Below are 16,763 nucleotides of genomic sequence, written 5' to 3'. Positions count from 1 at the left end.
CTAAAGACGTTCGAATTGGGGTTCCTATGAAAAAAGCAGTCATACTCATCATGGTGTTAACGATTTTCTCCAAGTTTATCGGTTTCTTCAGAGACATCACGCTGTCGTATTTTTATGGCGCCTCCGGAGTCAGTGATGCCTATTTAATTTCATTGACGATTCCGACCGTCATCTTCGGCTTTGTCGCGACCGGCATATCAACCGGCTATATTCCGATGTACAGCCGGATAGAAGAGAAAGACGGCAAGCGCGCCAGCAAAGACTATACCAACAATCTGCTGAATATCCTCTTCGCTTTGGCGACTGTTGTTGTCATTGCCGGGTTGGTTTTCACAGAAACATTGGTTAAGCTTTTCGCCAGCGGCTTTACGGGCGACATTCTCGAATTGGCAACTACGTTCACGCGCATCAGCATCGTGGGGATTTACTTCACGATGGCCATCCGCATTTTGAGCGCCTATCTTAATATGAAGAAGTATTACGTGGTGCCGACTCTGATCGGGTTGCCGCTCAATATTGTCCTCATTGCATCGATAGTCCTCAGCGACCGGTATGACTTTATCCTGCTGTTGGCGATCGGCAATGTAGTCGCCATTATCGTCCAGTTTGTGATTTTGCTTTATTTTGCCTACCGGAAAGGGTTCCGCTATCAATTCATTTTCAATTTAAAGGATCAGCACATCAAAAACATGCTGTTTCTTGCGATACCGGTCATTATCGGATCTTCGGTCAACCAAATCAACAAACTGATCGACCGCACCCTGGCATCGCAAATTTCCGTTGGGGGCATTTCTGCATTGAATTACGCCAATACGCTTAATTTATTTGTTCAGGGAGTGTTTGTCGTTTCCATTTCGACGGTCATGTATCCATTGATCTCAAAAATGGCTTCCAAAGGCAATTTGGATGGCTTGAAAAAAGCGCTGGCACAAGCGATCACCGGCATCAATCTATTGGTCATTCCCGCGACAGTGGGCTCTTTGTTCTTTGCAGAACCGATTGTCACTTTGCTGTTTGGCCGGGGTGCCTTTGACGAGCAGGCGATTGCCATGACTTCTGCGGCCTTTTTCTTTTATTCGATCGGCATGATCGGCTATGGCTTGCGGGAAGTGCTGTCACGGGCGTTCTACTCCATGCAGGATACACGGACACCCATGATCAATGCAGCGATAGCTATGCTGCTGAACATTGTGCTGAATTTTATCTTATCCAAATACTTGGGAATCGGCGGACTGGCCTTAGCCACCAGCATCGCGGCCATTTTCGGAACCTTCCTGCTGTATATCAGCCTAAGGAAAAAAATCGGTCCGCTGGATATGAAGAACATCTCCATGCCTTTTGTGAAAATTTCATTGGCTTCACTGGCAATGGGCGGATCGGCGAAACTTCTCTATGAATTTCTATTGCCGGCAGCCGGACTGAACTTGTCGCTTATCACAGCAATCCTGTTTGCTGGTGCGATTTACTTTGTGCTTGTCTCTCTGATGAAAATAGAGGATGTCGACGATTTGATGGCCGGATTGCGCAGGAAGATTTTGAAGCGGTAAAATTGAGTTTTTTGTAAACATTTAAAGCCTCCTTTCTGAAAAGAAAAGAGGCTTTTTCACATGCAATTAAACCGATTCTCTCTGTAGAAGCCCGAATCCTTATTCGTATTGCGAAAAAGCCCATCCAAGCGCATACTTAATAATGGAATAACTGATTAGGAGATTGATGATATGCTACATAATTTACAGGCTGAAAAGCCTATGACCCCCTTAAATGATCCGTGGGAGGCCTATTTGGATATTGAACAACATGGTAAACCAACCTTATCGAGCATCGAGTTCACGACAACTTATTTATGCAATATGCGCTGCGAACATTGCGCCGTCGGCTATATGCTCGAGCACAGGGATCCGGATGCATTGCCGGTTGAATTGTTATTGTCCCGGCTGGATGACATTCCGCATTTGCGGACCATCAGCCTGACCGGCGGCGAACCGATGTTTTCTAAAAAGTCAGTCGAGCGCTATGTTCTGCCTTTACTGAAATATGCCCATGAACGTGGCATCCGGACACAAATGAATTCGAATCTGACCATGCCGCTTGAGCGGTATATGCTGATTGCGCCTTACCTGGACGTGCTTCATATCTCTCATAATTGGGGAACAGTGGATGATTTTATCGATGGCGGATTTGCCAACATGGAACGAAAGCCTTCCCGTGAGCGGCGTGCTGAACAGTTTCAGCGCATGATTGACAATAGCCGTGCATTGGCAGAAGCCGGTGTCATGGTTTCTGCTGAGACGATGCTGAACGAGCGGACTTTGCCCCATCTGGCAAATATCCACAAACAAATAGTCGAAGAAATGAAATGCGCAAGACACGAAATTCACCCGATGTACCCGAGCGATTTCGCTTCAAATCTGGAAGTGCTGTCTCTGGAAGAAACGAGAAACGCCATCCACAATCTGCTTGACACCCGGGATGACAGCATATGGATGCTGTTCGGCACACTGCCGTTTTACCCATGCAGCGAAGAAGCCGAAGAACTGGCTTTATTGAAACGCATCCGCAGCAGCAAAAACGTCTCGGTCCGCAATGACCCGGATGGCCGTTCCCGCCTCAACGTCAATATTTTCACCGGCGAAGTGATTGTCACGGATTTTGGCGATACGCCGCCAATGGGCAATATCAAAACAGATTCTTTGCCGGCGATGCTGGACAGCTGGCTGGAACGCCCTTTGGCCCAATCGATCGCCTGCCATTGCCCGGCAGTCAAATGCCTGGGACCAAATTTGCTTGTGAAAAACGCCTATTACCCGGAACTGGATTTTACAAAAAAAACGTCTAACTTGTAGATCTGAGGGTAAACTACTCCAATCTGGCCACTGGACACAGCACTGTCTTTGGCTGGTCAAAATGCAAAGGGGATGAAAAGAATGGAAGACAAACAACCGATTCGCTTGACTGAACGCCTGCACGTAATTGACGGGTTTGATTTGGGGCTGCCTGAAAGGACCGGTACCTATGTTATTGCTGAAGAAGAGCTGACACTTGTTGACACTGGCGCGAGTCCTTCCGTGCCGCATGTCAAAAAAGGTTTGGCTGCTTTGGGCCACGCGCTTGAAGACGTCAAATACATAATCGTTACACATGTCCATTTGGACCATTCCGGTGGGGCCGGCCTTCTGCTTCTGGATTGTCCGAACGCTAAAGTGGTCGTTCATTCGAAAGGAGCACGCCATCTGTCCGATCCGAGCCGCCTGACCGCGGGAGCACGGATGGTTTATGGAGATCAATTTGAACAATTGTTTGAACCGATTGTTGCGATTCCGGAAGAACGTCTGCTCATAAAAGCAGAGGGGGACCAGCTCCAAATCGGACCTGACTGCACGCTTGAATTTTGGGATACCCCAGGGCACGCAAACCATCATTTCAGCATTTACGATCCTGTAAGCAACGGCGTGTTCGCCGGGGATACGGTCGGCATACGCTATGACCAATTGCTAAGAGAAGGCATCGATCTGCATCTGCCTTCTACTTCTCCAAACCAATTCAATCCTGCAGCCATGCAGCAGTCTATAGAACGAATGTCTGCGGCTCAACTGGATGCCATCTATTATGGCCATTTTGGCAAAACCGACCATCCTGAACGGGCGCTGCGCCAGTCAGAGAGGTGGCTGGAAGTGTTTTTAGAAGAAGGAAACAAAGCGTTTAAAACCGGGTTAGATTCTCAGCAATTGGCAGACCGCTTGTTCGACAGGGTCCAGGCCTATTTGAAAACCAGGGGTGTACCGGACGGACACGAAGTTTATCCATACATCCGGTTGGATATGCAAGTCAGTTCCATGGGCATATTGGATATGCTGTCAAAACAAAAATGAACCTGTGCATATGCTCAGGTTCATTTTTGTTTTGTAATCAGAAAGGCAGAATATATGGGCATTGGATTAAAGAAAACCTGAGCGGGTATTCTATTCTTAAAGACAGTTATAAGGAGTGGATTCGAATGATGAATAAAGACAAAAAGAATGAGTCAATAGAAGAAGCCAATAAAGAAAAAAATGAAGAATTTACTGGCAGTCCGGAACAACAGCTGCCGGATTTCGAAGCTGAAGACAAGCAGAATCAGCAGGAAGAACAATATCAAAAGACAGCCCGTAAAGAAAAAGATAAAGCTTCAGATGATTGAATGAATAGACTTTTATGAAGCGTTTGAATTATAAAGGCAGCGTCTCGTCAAATAAAAATTCATTTACTCAACAATTTATTTTTGAATAAAATTCATTTTAATAAAATTACTTATGAATATAAAGATAATATTATTCATAAGTAAATATGCCGATAATCCGATTAATTCGAGTGAGGCTGTTTATCTATCCACCCCTTAAGGGTAAAGAAAAAACGTACAGTTGAATAGAACTGCATTAAACATCCACACCTGAAATTTGCGGGTGTTTAATGAATGGAAGTAATCAGTGAGAGGTGGAGTTATTTATTATGCAATTATTGACCGAGAAGACTGCTTTTATAACAGGGGCTGGAAAAGGAATAGGGCGTGCCACGGCACTGGCATTAGCCAATGAAGGTGTCAACGTTGGGCTGATTGCGCGGACAGAAGCGGACTTAGTGAAGCTTTCTAAAGAAATCAAATCACTGCGTGGCCGAGTAGCATATGCAGTGGCGGATGTTTCCGACTTAGAGCAAGTAGAAGCGGCTGTTGAAAAATTAACGGCTGAACTTGGAACCGCTGATATTTTAATCAACAATGCGGGAATCGGCAAGTACGGTCCATTTTTGGAGTTGGAGCCGGAAGACTGGAAGCGGGTCATTGATGTCAACTTAATGGGCATGTATTATGTGACCCGTACGGTGCTGCCGCAAATGATCAAGAAAAACGGGGGAGACATCATCAACATTTCCTCGAGTTCCGGTCTGCGAGGGTCAGAAGGTTCAAGTGCTTACAGTGCATCGAAGTTCGGGGTACTGGGCATGACAGAATCGCTGTCGCAGGAAGTCCGCAAAAACAACATTCGGGTCTTTGCCTTGACCCCAAGCCGGGTTGTTACAGACTTAACGTTCAAAGAAGGCGAAACCGAGAAAGAAAAAGAAAAGTTAATGCAGCCGGAAGATATAGCGGAATACATGGTGGCTCAGCTGAAGCTGCATCCGCGAATCTTTATACCGACTTCCAGCCAGTGGGCGACCAATCCATTTTAAATCATAGAAAAAACGAGCCGGGGAAAAATTCCCTCGGCTCGTTTTTTTATTTAGTTGAAAGCTTCGTTACGTAGTCTTCAACTTCCTGTGAATTGCTCAGTGCCAGAATGCGGTCTGTGTGCTGAGCCATTTCAGCTTTGGACAGTTTGCTGATCTGCGAACGGGCTTTAAGAATTGACGAGGCACTCATCGAGAACTCATCCAAGCCAAGGCCGAGAAGGATCGGGATCGCAATTTCGTCTCCCGCCATTTCTCCGCACATGCCAGTCCATTTGCCTTCACGGTGTGAGGCATCGATGACCATTTTCACCAGGCGCAAGATGGCCGGGTTGAATGGCTGATACAAATACGACACGCTTTCATTCATGCGGTCTGCGGCCATCGTATACTGGATCAGGTCATTGGTACCGATCGAGAAGAAATCGACTTCTTTGGCAAAGGTATCTGCCATGACAGCCGTCGATGGAATTTCGACCATGATGCCGACTTCGATCGAATCACTGACTTCTATGCCTTCTGTCTGCAGCTTCACTTTTTCTTCCAACAGAAGGGCTTTCGCCTCGCGGAATTCATCAAGTGTTGCAATCATCGGGAACATGATTTTCAAGTTGCCGTGTACGCTGGCACGCAGCAATGCACGCAGCTGCGTACGGAACATATCCGGCATCTCCAGGCATAGGCGAATTGCGCGGAGTCCGAGGAATGGATTCAGTTCTTTCGGCAGATCCAGGTAGGATAGCTCTTTGTCGCCGCCAATATCCAGTGTGCGGACAACGGTCGGTTTGCCTTGCATGCCTTTTAGGACAGATGCGTAGGCTTCCACCTGCTCGTCTTCGGTCGGGAATTGGTCACGTCCCATGTAAAGGAACTCCGTGCGGTACAGGCCGATCGCTTCGCCGCCGTTATCGACAACACCTGCAATGTCTTTTGGTGTACCGATGTTAGCGCCGATTTCAACTGCCTGGCCGTCAGCGGAAACGGTTGCTTCGTTTTTCAAGACGGCCCATTCCGCTTTTTGCTCATCATAGGCTGCCTGTTTGTTTTTGTATTCTTCAATGACGCTGTCTTCAGGCGCGATCAAAATCGTGCCATCCAAACCGTCCACAATGACAATAGTGCCATTTTGGATGTCCGCCATTGCTGTTTTAGCGCCGACCACGGCCGGAATTTCCAGCGTGCGCGCGAGAATTGCCGAGTGGGAAGTGCGGCCGCCGATATCGGTGATAAAGCCTTTTACAAATTGGGCGTTTAACTGAACCGTATCAGATGGCGTCAAATCTTCTGCAATAATAATAACCTCATCCGAAATCATGCTTGGGCTTTGGATCGTGACACCCAGCAAGTGGGCCAATACACGTTTTCTGACGTCGCGGATATCTGCAGCGCGTTCTTTCATGTATTCATTGTCCATTGCTTCGAACATGGAGATGAACATATCGGTCGTTTCCTGCAGCGCAAACTCTGCATTGACTTTGTCTGTCGTGATTCGTTCTGTAATCGGACCAACCAGTTCAGGGTCGCTCAGGACCAGCAGGTGAGCGCCAAAAATCGCTGCTTCCTTATCGCTGATCGTCTCGGCCGTTTTCTTTTGGATCACTTCAAGTTCAGCAATTGAGGTTTCCAAAGCCGACGTTAATAGCTTTAATTCACCGTCGACATCCGAAATTGTCCGCTTATCCACATTCAATTCCGGATTCTCTAAGCGAAAAGCTTTAGCGATGGCTATTCCATTCGATGCGGCTATTCCGGACATTGTTTGTGTCATTGGTTTGAAATCCCTTCAGTCTTCATAACTTCCGCTGCTCTTTCAATAGCTTCGTTTTCGTCTTCGCCATCAGCTGCAATTGTTACTACTGAACCGCTTGGAATGCCCAAAGACATGACACCTAAAATGGATTTCAAGTTTACTTTTTTGCCGTTGTGTTCAATTGTAATGTCTGACTTGAATTTTGATACTGCTCCAACTAATGCTGATGCCGGACGTGCGTGCATACCTGCTTCGTCTGTGATTGTAAATTGTTTTTCTGCCATGATTAATTTCCTCCTTTAGTGTGTGCAATCATTTTTGTTCATCCGCTGACCGAATATGACGGCTTTTGAGTGAATGAAAATAAAAAATGACGTTTTTTGATTGCTTATGAACGATTATGATTGATTGTGGAAGCGATTTCAAGTATTATCTATTTAACAGAACTTTTACTCTATTAATAGAAGAGGTGATAACTTGCTGACCAACGAACGGCATGCCTATATTTTGGGGCTGCTGGAAGAAAAGCAGACAGTTAAAATACAGGAACTGGTGGAATCGACAGGTGCATCGGAATCCACGATCCGAAGGGACCTGACCGATCTCGAGCAATCGCAAAAACTCGAGCGTGTTTTCGGCGGCGCTATCCTGCCAGGAAGAAATCTGATGGAACCCAGCATTTCGGATAAATCCACCCGGTTTCTGAAAGAAAAAATCAGGATAGCGGAATATGCCTCCTCGCTCGTTCAACAAGGAGACAGTGTCTTCCTGGATGCCGGCACCACGACCTTTCAACTGATTCCGTTTCTGAAAGACAAGGATCTGGTGGTCGTGACCAACGGGCTGACACTCGTTGAAGCTCTTAACGAGCAAGGCATCACCACCTATTTGACCGGTGGATTGATGAAGCCGCGAACGGGCGCGTTTGTCGGTTCCCATACGATCCAGGCTTTGCAGAATTATCGGTTTGACGTCTGCTTCCTAGGCATCAACGGTTTTCATCCGGACTATGGCTACACGACGCCGGACCCCGAAGAAGCAGCGGTCAAACAGCTGGCCAGTCTCTTAGCGCGCAAGACCTATGCGCTCGCTGATCATTCCAAAGCCAATAAAATCAGTTTCGCCAAGATTATGGATTTGGACCGCGCCACTTTAATTGTAGATGAAATTACCAAAGAAGCCAATGCTGGGCTCCAAAAAAAGACAATAGTAAAGGTCGTGACACCATGATATATACATGCACAATTACGCCTTCCATCGATTACACAGTATATGTACCCGAATTTGAAAGCGGGAAACTGAACCGTTCTGAAGAGGTTTACTACTACCCCGGAGGAAAAGGCATCAATGTATCCCGCGTCCTGAAGCGGCTGGGCATTTCCAACAAAGCGCTTGGCTATGCGGGCGGCTTTACCGGCAACTATATAGAAGAATTTCTGAAAAATGAAGGGGTCGCTGCGGAGTTTATCCAGACAGCCCAAATTACCCGCATCAATGTCAAAATAAAATCGGATAAGGAAACCGAGCTGAATGGCCCGGGCCCAGAACTGGACGCGGCGCAACTGGCGGCATTGACCCAAAAAGTACAGGCAATGAACGAGAATGACTGGTTCGTTTTGGCCGGCAGCCTGCCAGGCTCAATCCCTGCCGATTACTTTGTGGAGCTGGCGAGCATCTGCCAGGCGAATGGAGTCCGGTTTGTGCTTGATACGTCCGGCCCGGCACTGGAAAGCCTAGTGGCTGCACCGGTTTTCCTGATCAAGCCGAACCAGCAGGAACTGGGTGAGTTGTTTGGCGTGGAGATCACGAGCCTCCGGGATGCCTACTTTTATGCCAGCAAGCTGGTGGCACGGGGAACTGAACATGTTGTCGTTTCCATGGGCGGAGACGGGGCGCTGCTCGTAACCAAAGACACAGCCCTGATGGCGAAAGCGCCACAAGGGACTGTCGTCAACACGGTCGGTTCCGGCGATTCGCTGGTATCCGGCTTTATCGCTTCCTATGCGACAGGCCAAGATCCTGCGCTGGCATTCCGCTACGGTGTTGCCAGCGGCAGTGCAACCGCTTTCCGATCAGATTTATGCCGCAAAGAAGACGTTGAAAAATTGCTCGCGGAAGTAGAGATTTACCCATATGAAGAAAAGGATGTGACGAAATGAAAATCACTCAGCTATTAACTGAAGAAACCATTGTCCTGAACCTTTCCGCCGCCACAAAACAAGAAGTGCTGGAAGAACTGGCGTCCCAATTGGACCGTGCAGGCAAATTATCGGACAAACGCGCATTTATGGCCGCTATTCTGGAACGCGAAAGCCAAAGCACTACGGGCATCGGAGACGGCATTGCCATTCCGCACGCCAAGTCATCTGCGGTAAAATCGCCAGCCATCGCTTTTGGGCGCGCCACTGGCGGACTGGATTTTGAATCGCTGGACGGCCAGCCGGCTAACCTGTTCTTTATGATCGCTGCAAGCGAAGGCGCAAATGACGATCATTTGGAGGCGCTGTCACGCCTCGCAACGTTCCTGATGGATGACAAATTCCGCACGAACATCCTGGCAGCCCAGTCAAAGCAGGAAGTGCTCGATGTAGTCTCTGCTAAAGAGGCATCGGTTGATGAACCTGAAACAGCAGCGGAAAATATTCCGGCTGACAGCACCCAACAGAAAATTTTAGCGGTTACCGCTTGTCCGACCGGCATTGCGCATACGTATATGGCGGCGGAGAAACTGAACGAACGTGCCAAAGAACTGGGCATCGCGTTGAAAGTGGAAACCAATGGCTCGAGCGGCGTGAAAAACCGGTTGACCGCTGAAGACATTGCGGGAGCGGATGCCATTATTGTAGCGGCAGACACGAAAGTCGAAATGAGCCGTTTTGACGGCAAACCGGTTATCCAAACGGGCGTCGGCAAAGCGATCTACGAAACGGACAATTTGTTGAACCGTGCCGTAACAGGTGATGCACCGACCTACAAGCACGACAAATCAAAAGACGAAGCCGATACGGGTGAAACCAAAGGCGGATTTTATAAGCACTTGATGAACGGCGTATCCAATATGCTGCCGTTTGTGGTCGGGGGCGGTATCCTCATTGCCATCTCGTTTTTCTGGGGCATCAACGCTTCAAATCCTGACAGCCCTGAATACAATGAATTCGCTGCTATGCTTAATACCATCGGCGGCGGCAATGCCTTCTTCTTAATGGTTCCAGTACTTGCCGGCTTTATCGCCATGAGTATTGCTGATCGGCCCGGATTTGCACCAGGTATGATCGGCGGTTTGATTGCCATTACGGTTACCGGTGTTGAAGAAGCAAACGGTGGTTCCGGATTCCTTGGCGGATTGATCGCTGGTTTCCTTGCCGGTTATGTAACGCTTGGGGTTAAAAAAGCATTTTCTGGTTTGCCAAATTCCTTGGAAGGCCTGAAACCGGTCTTATTCTACCCAGTCTTTGCAATCGCCATTACCGGCATCGTCATGATGCTTGTGAATCCACAGCTGACGAAAGTCTACACAGCGATTTCTTCTTTCCTTGAAAGCTTAGGCGGGACGAACTTGGTGCTTGTCGGATTGCTGCTTGGCGGCATGATGGCAATCGATATGGGTGGTCCCATCAACAAAGCAGCTTACACATTCGGCATTGCAATGCTGGATGCGCAAAACTTCAATTTCATGGCAACGGTCATGGCGGCCGGAATGGTTCCTCCGCTTGGTTTGGCACTTGCTACGACGCTATTTAAAACCAAATTCACGAAACCGGAACGTGAAGCCGGCAAAACGGCGTACGTCCTCGGTGCCTGCTTTATCACAGAAGGTGTCATTCCGTTTGCCGCAGCCGATCCGGCTCGCGTCATCCCAGCTACAGTAGCGGGAGCATCCGTCACTGGAGCATTGGTGATGCTGTTTGATATTGGGCTGCGCGCTCCTCATGGCGGCGTCTTTGTTGTCGGCCTGGTTGACGGCGGCGTTGGCAGTATCTTGATGTATGCATTGGCTATCATAGCCGGTGCGGTCGTAACCGCACTTGTTGCTGGTACATTGAAAAAACGAGTGGCAGTAGCCGCATAATCTCCAACCGCTCCAGGACTGAAATCCTGGAGCGGTTTTTTGTTGAAAATAAATGCAAAAAACTCTCGCGGAAAAGGGAATTCACGACTGATTTCAATGGAATTTGGGTATTGAATAAATACAGTTGGAGCCGCAGATGGAGCCGTTTAAGGATAAATGAGGGGGAAGAGGTGAAAAGTTCGATTACTGTGTTTTTTAGGGGAACCTGTGAAGGCGGTTGGAGTTTGATCGGCTTGAAACTTGACCATTATAAGAGCACAATGAATTTCAAACAGCAGGCAATGCAGGGTATCGGTTACACAAGAGAAAGGTATAACACGACCGGAAGGAGCGGCTGGCAATGACAGCAGTAAAAAACACCGATTTTTTCTGCCATTTCAATAGTGCTTTCTTTCACGGAGACCGGCAATTTATTGAAGATCATATTTCGGAGGATGTTGTATGGACCATTATCGGTTCAGAGCCAATCATTGGGAAACCGGCTTTTTTAGATGCCGCATTTGGGGTAGAGGACGGCTATCAAGACGTGGATTTCGTTATTGACCTTTCTGTCGCTTCAAATGGGGAAGCTGCCGTAAAAGGCACCATGAAAAAGAAAGGGACTGCCGACGAACCGAAAATTTACGCCTACTGCGATTTCTACGTCATGGACGGCAAAAAAGTTAAAGAATTGACGACTTTCGTCATCGAAATAAAAGAGTGAATAGCTGCAAGTTGGCCCCCTATGAAGGTGTAGGGGTTTTTTACTGCATAAATTTGGTTTTAAAAGAACGGTAGTGGGTTTTGGATTATAAATGTAGTTACTTACATAAGGGTTTATAAAAGCAATTCAAATACAGCCACTAAGTAAAAAATAGGGTATACAAGAACCAAATCTAAAATTCTAAAAAGGGGTGTTTGCATGAACATCAGTCGATTGGATCATTTGGTTTTGACAGTTACATCCATTGAGAAAAGTTGTGCGTTTTATGAAAAAGTGCTGGGTATGGAGATTGTCCGTTTCGGGGAAGGGCGGACTGCGCTAACATTCGGCCAACAGAAAATCAATCTTCACGAAGCGGGCAATGAATTTATGCCCAAAGCGGCTCGCCCGACAGTGGGAAGCGGCGATCTGTGTTTTATCACTGAGACAGCGCTGCCTGTGATGATGGAGCATTTAGCAGCATCGGGTATATTGGTTGAAGAAGGGCCGGTTAAACGGACAGGCGCGCGGGGGGAAATTGACTCCCTTTATATACGGGATCCCGATGGCAATCTGCTTGAATTGTCGAACTACTGATATGGATCTTTTAACACCTGTTCTTCAGGCTTTTCGGGTGAGCAGAATGGCGTTTCGTGTTACTATGGAGGAATAGTAACAATTAATCGAGGGGTGATTAAATATGACCATTGTTTGCCTGATTCGCCATGGTGAAACCGACTGGAATGCCCAAGGGAAAATCCAGGGGAAAACGGATATTCCGTTGAATGCAACCGGAACACAGCAGGCCGTGCAATGCGGGGCGTATTTAGCTGCCTCTGACTGGGATCTCATCATCACAAGTCCGCTGCAGCGCGCCCGTCGCACCGCTGAAATTATCAATAAAACCCTGGAATTGCCGCTTGTCGAAATGGAAGAGTTTGCAGAAAAGCATTTTGGGGATGCGGAAGGTTTGACCTTTGAAGAGCGCGCCCTTACTTTTCCTGACCGGCTTTATCCGAACCAGGAAGATAATAGTTTGTTCAGTGAGCGTTTAGCCACGGGCTTGAAAATCATCAATGACCGTTATCCGGACAAGCGGGTTTTGCTCGTTTCCCACGGCGGAGTCATCAATGCCTTGCTTGGCAAATTGTCTGATGGCGAAATCGGATCTGGCAAAACACGCCTGTTGAATGCCTGCCTGAGCCATATTCATTTTGACCAGAACAAATGGGTGATCCAAAACCACAACCAGGTTAGCCATTTGGAGCCTTCCATGAGCGAACGGTAAGTTTTAACTTTTGACATGCAGCAACAATTTAGAACCACCACCGTACACGGCATAAAACCGTGTACGGTGGTGGTTCTTTATTTTAAAGAGCCATTTGGTTTTTAATTGGAAAAAGGTTACACTGGAAATAACGGAACATTCGATCTGCTTAAATCTATTGGGGGGAAAGATATGAATTGGATCCTTATATTTTTCATCACAATTGGGATAACAGGAGTTTTATTGCTGTTTAATGGTGTTAAGAATAGATCACTGGGTTTATTGCTTTTTGGTGGTGGTGCATTGGGGGCTCCGTTCCTTTTCTTTAGCAATTTAGGCTTCCTGCTGCCGATGATCCCGCCGACTGTGATGGGAATTCTCTACCTGATCCCAAAAACGCAGAATAAGGCGTAACTTTAACTTATCAAGGATTCAACTTTTAAGTGAAAGGAATGAACGTGATGCCTACCTGCCAAAACTGCAATTGCCAATGGAGTTGGATTGTTGCCCTTAAACTGGGTTTTAAGGGCAACAAGTTATGTTCCAATTGCAGCAAAAGACAATATGTTTCCGTAAAATCGAGAACAAGGCCTTATTTCTCTTATATGATTCCTGTAATTATCCTGTTGGCATCAGGATCATTATTCGATTTGGATCAAGTTTTTTATATCTTGTCAGGAGTTTTGCTGGTTCTGTTATCGCTGATTATTCTTCCCTTTACGATCAAACTGTCAAACGAGCAGGAACCGCTTTCGTAGAAATCGAGCCAACACCCCGATTCGAGAGAAACTCTGGCATACCAGAGCGCTTCCCAAATCGGGGTGTTGGCTTTTGTCATTTTTTCTCTGCCGCTCTTTTGTCTTTGTCCATGCGCGAAACGTATACAGCCAGCGCTCCCATGAATAGGGCTGAATTGAACCAAAATACCAGGTCAGCCAGCATGCCGTTAAAAACCAGTGTGTTCACTGCAGTAATGGCATGCATTACAATAATGAGCAGAATCAAGATGGTTGCCGTCTTCAATCGATCACTCCGTTCCTGTTTTCATTATAGACATGCTGGTGATAAATTCAAGCTGTTGTTACCAACAGGCTGCCGAGAACAGCGATTGTGCCAGCCCATCTCAATAGCCAGAAAGATGACGCGTGAATATCGGCCCAGCTCATGGGATAATGTCTGAGAGACAGTCAAAACTGGAGGAGATATGTATATGGTGAAATGGAAAGAAGAAATGACTATTGATGCTTCGATTGATAATGTCTGGAGCTTGTTCCAGGATGAAAATATCCAAAAACTCATGCCGAAAGTGGAAGAGCATATCCTGCTGGAAAACAGCCCTGATCAGCTTGGCGCCAAACACGCTCAAAGCTACCACGAAGGCAATCAACTGCAAACCTATATTGTTGAAACGGTGGGCTATGAAGACCTGCCGGAAAAGAAGCTCAAGCAAACCCAATTTGACATGGGACAAAGCTTTCAAGTGTTTTATTCATTTACGCTTTTGAAAGAAGGGGAAAACCAGACAAGGCTCATTTACGAGGGGACCAATAAGGGTAAAGGGCTGATGGGCAAGGCCATGCTGCTGTCAGGCAGCAAGAAGACCCGCCAGCAGACCGTAACGGCATTTATGGAGCGTGTGCGGGACGAAGCCTTGAAATTGTAGACAGGGGGGATCTGGATGGTCCAGTGGAGTGAAAAACGTATAATCCATGCGCCCATAGACAAAGTATGGGATTTGTTTTCAGATGAACAGCTGCAGCTGATTATGCCGCAGCTGGAAAAGCATCAATTGGTTGAAGGGCCGCCCAATCAAGTCGGCTCCAAATACGCACAGCAAAACCGGATGGGCCAACGTGTGGTGAGCTATGTCATGGAAATCACTGCATACGAGGACTCCCCGCAGCAAAAGCGAAAAGACATCGGTTTTGTCGCGGCTGGATTATTCCAAGTTTCTCTAAGTTTTGTGCTGTCCCGAATAGATGAAGAAAAGACCCTTTTTGTGTACAGTGGATCGAATAGAGGGGCCAACCTGGTCGGACGGACCTTGCTGAAGCTTGACCAGCAAAACAGCAGCCAGCAGGAAGTGGAAGAACTGATGGTGCGGGTGGCAGAGGCGGCAGAATCATGAAAATTTACATCATCGGTTCTGTAGGGAGCGGAAAAACCACGTTGGCTCGGCAATTAGCATGCCAATTGGACATCCCACATTTTGAAACAGATAATTTTGTCTGGAAGCGGCAGGAAGGGGGAGACATTCGCAATTCCGAAACTTTGAGAGATCTGCAGTTTGTTTCTGCAGTTGAACAGGCTGACTGGATCATTGAAGGGGTCCATATCGGCAGGACAAAAAGAGCTCTCCAGGAGGCTGACGCGGTCGTTTTTCTGGATTTTCCGTATCACACGCGAACGTTTCGCTTCATTAGCCGGTATCTGAAGCAGAAGGCCGGAAAAGAACAGTCCAATTACAGACCAAGTCTAGCCATGCTCAGAAAAATGTATGGATGGAACCGTTATTTTGAAAAGGTCATGAAGCCGGAATTCATGCAGCAGCTGAAATTCTTCCCTGAAAAAACGGCAGTTCTGACAAACCAACAGGAAATTGTAGAGTTCAAGGCAAAATTTGGTCGCAACTAATTTATTTGCTTTTTTTCGTTACCCATGTAGCAATCTACATAAAGTTTATATACTAAAATCAAAACCGTTAACAACGAAAAAATGACAGCATCAACTTACATAAAAATCACAATGAAAGAAACCAGTAAAATTACGGTCAAAACTGCAGGGTTTTGAAAAGCTACAGATGACAGCAGTCTGTAAAATTTTGTATCATGAAGAAAAAGTGCAGGGATATATAAATTCAGGCATAGGGGGAACATAACATGATTAACGTGTATGAAAAAGATCAGGTGCTGTGCGTGGAAGGGATTCTTGAAGAAACCCGCAGTAAAGTGTTCGTCTATCTAGTAGACGGCATGCTGATTGATACTGGTGCCGAAAAACTGCAGGAAGAGTTGCAGGATTTTTTCAATAATTATTCATTTGATCAGGTGGTGTTGACGCATCATCACGAAGACCATACCGGTAATGCGGCGTGGCTGCAGGAGAACGGAGGCATTCCGCTCTTAATCCATCCGCTCGGCATAGAGAGGGTGGAAGTGGACGGAGAATATCCGAACTACCGCAAGATTACGTGGGGCAATCGCAAAGCTTTTCGAGCACAACCACTCGGTGAACGGATCCGCTCCCGCACACTCGATTGGCAAGTCATCCATACACCGGGTCACGCAGACGACAACATCGCTTTGTTTCATGAAGCATCCGGACGCCTGTTTACTGGAGACTTGTTTGTGTCTCCTAAAACACGGGTCATGATGAAAAGCGAGTCGGTTCCGCTCATTTTGGCATCGCTCCGTACATTATTGGCATTGCCATTCCAATCTGTGTTTTGCAGCCATGCGGGATTTTTGGAAAATGGCCGCGCTTTGCTCGAACAGAAATTGATACATCTGGAAAACCTCCAGCAAACCATCACCGGGCTCTACGCAGAAGGCATGCATCCAAGCGACATCGATCGCCAGCTTTTTCAGAAAACGTATCCGATTGTCCAGTTTTCAAATAGGGAATGGGACACCCGCCATATCGTTTCATCTGTCGTTGCAGACTATAATATTAAAAAGAATCGGCATTTGCGTCCCTGTGCAAACACGTTGGGAATTTTGAGAAGAGGGACTGAAATCCTTTTGGAACAGCAATTTACCGCTCATTCAGGAGGGGACGGCCCTTTTTAACGGCC

At 47.1% G+C, this 16,763-nt stretch carries 21 protein-coding genes; 18 read left to right on the top strand and 3 right to left on the bottom strand.

Annotated elements, in window-relative coordinates:
• Positions 1-26 precede the first annotated feature (26 nt).
• The 5 genes from murJ (at position 27) to GJB59_RS13440 (ending at position 5,205) form a co-directional block, all read left to right on the top strand.
• Entirely contained in the window at positions 27-1,547 is a 1,521-nt protein-coding gene (gene murJ / locus GJB59_RS13460) for a murein biosynthesis integral membrane protein MurJ (RefSeq protein ID WP_142830012.1), read from the top strand.
• Positions 1,548-1,718: 171 nt separating this feature from the next.
• Complete coding sequence (gene yfkAB, locus GJB59_RS13455; protein ID WP_142830014.1) at positions 1,719-2,843, top strand: radical SAM/CxCxxxxC motif protein YfkAB; 1,125 nt, start codon at positions 1,719-1,721, stop codon at positions 2,841-2,843.
• A gap of 81 nt (positions 2,844-2,924) precedes the next feature.
• A complete protein-coding gene (locus GJB59_RS13450; RefSeq protein ID WP_142830016.1) occupies positions 2,925-3,869 on the top strand; it encodes an MBL fold metallo-hydrolase in 945 nt (314 codons plus the stop codon).
• Between the two features lie 125 nt (positions 3,870-3,994).
• Positions 3,995-4,177 (top strand): hypothetical protein, encoded by a 183-nt coding sequence (locus tag GJB59_RS13445; protein WP_142830018.1) that lies wholly within the window; start codon positions 3,995-3,997, stop codon positions 4,175-4,177.
• A 308-nt stretch (positions 4,178-4,485) separates the two neighbouring features.
• On the top strand, positions 4,486-5,205 hold the full coding sequence (locus tag GJB59_RS13440) for a 3-ketoacyl-ACP reductase (RefSeq protein ID WP_142830020.1): 720 nt from the start codon (positions 4,486-4,488) through the stop codon (positions 5,203-5,205).
• Between the two features lie 46 nt (positions 5,206-5,251).
• Here the strand turns inward: GJB59_RS13440 and ptsP are convergent, their stop codons facing one another.
• Together ptsP and GJB59_RS13430 are read right to left on the bottom strand one after the other, a co-directional pair.
• Positions 5,252-6,970: a phosphoenolpyruvate--protein phosphotransferase gene (gene ptsP / locus GJB59_RS13435; RefSeq protein WP_142830022.1), complete on the bottom strand. Its 1,719-nt coding sequence runs from the start codon at positions 6,968-6,970 to the stop codon at positions 5,252-5,254.
• Positions 6,967-7,236, bottom strand: a complete 270-nt coding sequence (locus GJB59_RS13430) for a phosphocarrier protein HPr (RefSeq protein WP_142830024.1) — start codon at positions 7,234-7,236, stop codon at positions 6,967-6,969. The genes ptsP and GJB59_RS13430 overlap by 4 nt, the downstream gene beginning before the upstream one ends.
• Positions 7,237-7,429: 193 nt before the next feature.
• Between GJB59_RS13430 and GJB59_RS13425 the strand changes: the two genes are divergently transcribed.
• The 9 genes from GJB59_RS13425 to GJB59_RS19360 all read left to right on the top strand — a co-directional run bounded on the left by GJB59_RS13425 (position 7,430) and on the right by GJB59_RS19360 (position 13,728).
• Positions 7,430-8,182 (top strand): DeoR/GlpR family DNA-binding transcription regulator, encoded by a 753-nt coding sequence (locus GJB59_RS13425; protein ID WP_142830026.1) that lies wholly within the window; start codon positions 7,430-7,432, stop codon positions 8,180-8,182.
• Positions 8,179-9,111 (top strand): 1-phosphofructokinase, encoded by a 933-nt coding sequence (gene pfkB / locus GJB59_RS13420; RefSeq protein ID WP_142830028.1) that lies wholly within the window; start codon positions 8,179-8,181, stop codon positions 9,109-9,111. The genes GJB59_RS13425 and pfkB overlap by 4 nt, the downstream gene beginning before the upstream one ends.
• A complete protein-coding gene (locus GJB59_RS13415) occupies positions 9,108-11,021 on the top strand; it encodes a PTS fructose transporter subunit IIABC (RefSeq protein ID WP_142830031.1) in 1,914 nt (637 codons plus the stop codon). Before pfkB ends, GJB59_RS13415 begins: the two co-directional genes overlap by 4 nt.
• Positions 11,022-11,191: 170 nt before the next feature.
• Complete coding sequence (locus GJB59_RS13410) at positions 11,192-11,365, top strand: hypothetical protein (protein ID WP_185960114.1); 174 nt, start codon at positions 11,192-11,194, stop codon at positions 11,363-11,365.
• A complete protein-coding gene (locus GJB59_RS13405) occupies positions 11,362-11,724 on the top strand; it encodes a nuclear transport factor 2 family protein (protein ID WP_142830034.1) in 363 nt (120 codons plus the stop codon). Before GJB59_RS13410 ends, GJB59_RS13405 begins: the two co-directional genes overlap by 4 nt.
• A gap of 198 nt (positions 11,725-11,922) precedes the next feature.
• Positions 11,923-12,300, top strand: coding sequence for a VOC family protein (locus tag GJB59_RS13400; RefSeq protein WP_142830036.1), 378 nt, complete (start codon positions 11,923-11,925; stop codon positions 12,298-12,300).
• Positions 12,301-12,403: 103 nt separating this feature from the next.
• Positions 12,404-12,991, top strand: coding sequence for a histidine phosphatase family protein (locus GJB59_RS13395; RefSeq protein ID WP_142830038.1), 588 nt, complete (start codon positions 12,404-12,406; stop codon positions 12,989-12,991).
• Between the two features lie 171 nt (positions 12,992-13,162).
• A complete protein-coding gene (locus GJB59_RS13390) occupies positions 13,163-13,384 on the top strand; it encodes a hypothetical protein (protein WP_142830040.1) in 222 nt (73 codons plus the stop codon).
• A 38-nt stretch (positions 13,385-13,422) separates the two neighbouring features.
• Positions 13,423-13,728: a TIGR04104 family putative zinc finger protein gene (locus GJB59_RS19360; protein WP_369122944.1), complete on the top strand. Its 306-nt coding sequence runs from the start codon at positions 13,423-13,425 to the stop codon at positions 13,726-13,728.
• Positions 13,729-13,804: 76 nt separating this feature from the next.
• Here GJB59_RS19360 and GJB59_RS13380 read toward each other — a convergent pair whose 3' ends face one another.
• Positions 13,805-13,993: a hypothetical protein gene (locus GJB59_RS13380; RefSeq protein ID WP_142830044.1), complete on the bottom strand. Its 189-nt coding sequence runs from the start codon at positions 13,991-13,993 to the stop codon at positions 13,805-13,807.
• Between the two features lie 187 nt (positions 13,994-14,180).
• Between GJB59_RS13380 and GJB59_RS13375 the strand changes: the two genes are divergently transcribed.
• The 4 genes from GJB59_RS13375 (at position 14,181) to GJB59_RS13360 (ending at position 16,758) form a co-directional block, all read left to right on the top strand.
• Positions 14,181-14,633, top strand: a complete 453-nt coding sequence (locus tag GJB59_RS13375; protein WP_142830046.1) for an SRPBCC family protein — start codon at positions 14,181-14,183, stop codon at positions 14,631-14,633.
• A gap of 15 nt (positions 14,634-14,648) precedes the next feature.
• Positions 14,649-15,098 carry an SRPBCC family protein gene (locus GJB59_RS13370; protein WP_142830048.1) on the top strand — a complete coding sequence of 150 codons (450 nt, stop codon included), beginning with the start codon at positions 14,649-14,651 and terminating at the stop codon, positions 15,096-15,098.
• Positions 15,095-15,604 carry a P-loop NTPase family protein gene (locus GJB59_RS13365; RefSeq protein WP_142830051.1) on the top strand — a complete coding sequence of 170 codons (510 nt, stop codon included), beginning with the start codon at positions 15,095-15,097 and terminating at the stop codon, positions 15,602-15,604. Before GJB59_RS13370 ends, GJB59_RS13365 begins: the two co-directional genes overlap by 4 nt.
• A 245-nt stretch (positions 15,605-15,849) precedes the next feature.
• Positions 15,850-16,758 (top strand): MBL fold metallo-hydrolase, encoded by a 909-nt coding sequence (locus GJB59_RS13360; protein WP_142830053.1) that lies wholly within the window; start codon positions 15,850-15,852, stop codon positions 16,756-16,758.
• Positions 16,759-16,763 lie beyond the last annotated feature (5 nt).

Origin of the sequence: Planococcus soli (assembly GCF_016881065.1) — a bacterium.
GTDB classification, from domain to species: domain Bacteria; phylum Bacillota; class Bacilli; order Bacillales_A; family Planococcaceae; genus Planococcus; species Planococcus soli.
Note: the sequence above shows the minus strand (reverse complement) of the source record. Positions and strands in the feature narration are given on the sequence as shown.

What these genes read in the sequence shown, in the direction of transcription:
- murJ (WP_142830012.1), top strand. Translation starts at nt 27, where the DNA reads ATGAAAAAAGCAGTCATACTCATCATGGTGTTAACGATTTTCTCCAAG.
- yfkAB (WP_142830014.1), top strand. Translation starts at nt 1,719, where the DNA reads ATGCTACATAATTTACAGGCTGAAAAGCCTATGACCCCCTTAAATGAT.
- GJB59_RS13450 (WP_142830016.1), top strand. Translation starts at nt 2,925, where the DNA reads ATGGAAGACAAACAACCGATTCGCTTGACTGAACGCCTGCACGTAATT.
- GJB59_RS13445 (WP_142830018.1), top strand. Translation starts at nt 3,995, where the DNA reads ATGATGAATAAAGACAAAAAGAATGAGTCAATAGAAGAAGCCAATAAA.
- GJB59_RS13440 (WP_142830020.1), top strand. Translation starts at nt 4,486, where the DNA reads ATGCAATTATTGACCGAGAAGACTGCTTTTATAACAGGGGCTGGAAAA.
- ptsP (WP_142830022.1), bottom strand. Translation starts at nt 6,970, where the DNA reads ATGACACAAACAATGTCCGGAATAGCCGCATCGAATGGAATAGCCATC.
- GJB59_RS13430 (WP_142830024.1), bottom strand. Translation starts at nt 7,236, where the DNA reads ATGGCAGAAAAACAATTTACAATCACAGACGAAGCAGGTATGCACGCA.
- pfkB (WP_142830028.1), top strand. Translation starts at nt 8,179, where the DNA reads ATGATATATACATGCACAATTACGCCTTCCATCGATTACACAGTATAT.
- GJB59_RS13415 (WP_142830031.1), top strand. Translation starts at nt 9,108, where the DNA reads ATGAAAATCACTCAGCTATTAACTGAAGAAACCATTGTCCTGAACCTT.
- GJB59_RS13405 (WP_142830034.1), top strand. Translation starts at nt 11,362, where the DNA reads ATGACAGCAGTAAAAAACACCGATTTTTTCTGCCATTTCAATAGTGCT.
- GJB59_RS13400 (WP_142830036.1), top strand. Translation starts at nt 11,923, where the DNA reads ATGAACATCAGTCGATTGGATCATTTGGTTTTGACAGTTACATCCATT.
- GJB59_RS13395 (WP_142830038.1), top strand. Translation starts at nt 12,404, where the DNA reads ATGACCATTGTTTGCCTGATTCGCCATGGTGAAACCGACTGGAATGCC.
- GJB59_RS13390 (WP_142830040.1), top strand. Translation starts at nt 13,163, where the DNA reads ATGAATTGGATCCTTATATTTTTCATCACAATTGGGATAACAGGAGTT.
- GJB59_RS19360 (WP_369122944.1), top strand. Translation starts at nt 13,423, where the DNA reads ATGAACGTGATGCCTACCTGCCAAAACTGCAATTGCCAATGGAGTTGG.
- GJB59_RS13375 (WP_142830046.1), top strand. Translation starts at nt 14,181, where the DNA reads ATGGTGAAATGGAAAGAAGAAATGACTATTGATGCTTCGATTGATAAT.
- GJB59_RS13370 (WP_142830048.1), top strand. Translation starts at nt 14,649, where the DNA reads ATGGTCCAGTGGAGTGAAAAACGTATAATCCATGCGCCCATAGACAAA.
- GJB59_RS13365 (WP_142830051.1), top strand. Translation starts at nt 15,095, where the DNA reads ATGAAAATTTACATCATCGGTTCTGTAGGGAGCGGAAAAACCACGTTG.
- GJB59_RS13360 (WP_142830053.1), top strand. Translation starts at nt 15,850, where the DNA reads ATGATTAACGTGTATGAAAAAGATCAGGTGCTGTGCGTGGAAGGGATT.